Here is a 2778-nt window from a genome sequence, read left to right on the forward strand (position 1 = left end):
ATACCTAATGACCGTTTGAATCTAGTCTTTTAGTTTCCATACGCCACCTTCAAAGATAAAAGTAACTTCCTTACCCTTTTGCAACCTAACGGGATCCCCCCCTGTTCGAACTTCTGTCCACCAGGTTGAATACCTAGCCACTCTTACCTCTCGACCCTCTGCAACATAATTAAGAGGTAGTTCTATATACCTAGCCCAACGCCCGTTTTCAACTTTAAGGGTCAAGTTTGAAAACCTCACAAACCTAGGGGCTAAGTAGTTTGCTGTCATATTGTTATGATTTTTAGGGTAGATGGTTAGAGGGTATTCCGTACGCCAAGACCCATTCTTAAATGTAAAGGTAGCCACATCCCCTCTGTTTATTATTACGGAGTCATAACCTGTTCTAACTGCTGTCCACCAGGTTGAATACCTAGCCACTCTAACCTTTCGACCCTCTTTTATACCATCTCTAGGTAGATCTATATACCTAGCCCAACGCCCATTAACAACTTCAAGAGTCAAGTTGGGGAATATCTTAAATTTAGGGGCTAAGTACTCCGCTGTCATATTGTTATGACTTTTAGGGTAAACAGTTCGTGGGATATCAGGATTTTCTGTACCTATATATTCCCAATCTGCATTACTTCTCTGGTTAATCGGAAATTTCTCAAAATCTCCTGTCTTTGATATAAAATATTCAACTTTCTTTGTGTTTGGATTGTAGTAGACAAAGCATAAACCCTTCCCTGAAACATCTATATTATCACCCAGTTTATATAGTTTAGTAGTGTTTAGAAACTCTTTAGGTAATTTAGATCCTAAATACTCCCAATTTTCTGTGTCCTTTTCTGTAGCTGGGATGTCTTCAAATGAACCGTTTGCATTTAAACCTATTAATCTGAAATATAGTGTTGTCCCTTTATCCGAGAGGCTTCGGAATCCAATTTGCCCAATTTGACAACGATTGTATCCATTACATTTTTCTGCGTTTATACTGTTATGGATTATTTTACTTAAGATGCGGTTCTTATCAGCGTTGACATACGATATTATATTGTAATCAACAGATGCTTTTGTTATTACATCCAAGATCCAAGACCAGTGCGGCAAAACACGTGAAATCAAATTTCCAGAGTGAACAAAGCCTACAAAGGCTTCTTTTGTCGATCCTAGGGGTTCTGTCGATCTACCTATGAATAATGTAGCTGTAGCTCCATCATCCAGAACACTTACAGGGGATGCTATACTATCATGATAATGATCGAGCAGCGACTGAGAAGGTGCTAATATGAAAAAACTTTCATCTAAGTCTTCTATTGTCATCCCGTTATCTATAAAAAGATTTTTTATCTGCCAATCAGGTAAGACCTGATTCTTACCACCTTGGTATAACCTTGATGGACTTTCAAAGTTAATATCTGCAAAAGACTTATAAAAAAGCCAGTCGGTCCAACAGCCCGACTCCGTTAAAAACCACTCTGCCGTAGTTGATGAACCTTGGCCGGATTCCTGATTGCCACACTCTTCACTGTGTATATTCATACCCGCACTATACAATCTAAAACGGCTACCATTTTTCTTTAAACGTTGCTCTTCCTTTATGGGTGGAAGTAAGTTCACAAGGTCGGAATAGTTTGTGGGGAAACCACTATCTAGTATAACGACAGCTATATCGTATTTAGGATTCAATTTTTTAGCATCGAATTTAGGATGTGGTATAAAATGTGCCGTTTTTTTAGTGCCTGCTTTAGCCGACACTACAGTAATTCGTGTATCTGATAACCCCTCCCCCTTTGAAGCCCCACAAGCAGCTTTTGTTAAACCTACAAAATTGCCAATCATAGTTACTGAACAACTTTTCCCCTCTACTGCCGCAAGTGATGGTAGCGTTTTATTACTAGATGCCCCTGAGAAAAGCCCCGTAAGTGCCATCACTGTCGAGGATGTGACTAACATTATTAAGAAAATCAGTGCTTGTTTATTCATATTTTAACCTGAGTTCGGGATAAGAAAAGGGGGTTCTGTCGCATAAAGTTCACTTCTCCGCATTATCGGTTCTGGGTTCTGTCGCAAAAAATGAGTGTTTGTGTAAAACCCAGCTATAACCTGTTTTTATGCCTCTCATTAAAAAGCATCATTCAAGATGAAATATTATCACCCCATCGTGATAACTGAATGGATAAGCCAGGTATAATCTGGTGTTCAGGAAAAAAATTACTTAAAAAATGGTGCCATTTTTAGTTGACATGCGGATCTTCTTTGGCTGAAATTTAATCTTATGATCGTAGGTAATAGACAGCCCTGACGCATAAACCTTGCAATATTCATTTTTCTTTATAGCATGTAAAACTTCTTCCTCATAGCAATACCTTCGCCAAAATGAAAATACACTCATTTTTATGAATTTTACAGCCTATAAGCGATTGATTTATATAGGTGTAATATTGGAATTTTTGGCTTAAATTAAAATTGGCAAAGGTATTGGTTAGAAATCTGAAACAAGTCTTATTGGGTGAGGGCTACTTCTCTCCCTTGCTATTTTATAATTGTTTTCAAAGTCAAATGTATAGGCTGCTACGTTGTTGCCCCCATTGTCAGAAGATGACCAGTATTCATTGTTATGGAAACCTCCTACTCCTGATCCAAGAAGCGCATTCCGCATTAGCTTCAGTTCAGAAACGGAAGGTAAATACCAACCCCCTTGCTCCTTCAGCTTAAAATTTATAGCTGTTTTTGCCGCGAGGTTCCCCGTACATTTCTTATTTAGAATAACATCTGTGTTATTTTTTCCTGATC

Annotated in this window: 2 protein-coding genes; both read right to left on the reverse strand. The window is 38.3% G+C overall.

Annotated features, from left to right (window positions below; all coding sequences use genetic code 11):
• Positions 1 to 21: 21 nt before the first annotated feature.
• A complete protein-coding gene (locus CDZ78_RS10060; protein ID WP_087869902.1) occupies positions 22 to 1968 on the reverse strand; it encodes a hypothetical protein in 1947 nt (648 codons plus the stop codon).
• A gap of 499 nt (positions 1969 to 2467) precedes the next feature.
• On the reverse strand, positions 2468 to 2778 hold a 311-nt coding region (locus CDZ78_RS10065), incomplete at its 5' end, for an Lcl C-terminal domain-containing protein (protein ID WP_140413985.1).

Source organism: Bathymodiolus platifrons methanotrophic gill symbiont, assembly GCF_002189065.1.
GTDB lineage: Bacteria > Pseudomonadota > Gammaproteobacteria > Methylococcales > Methylomonadaceae > Methyloprofundus.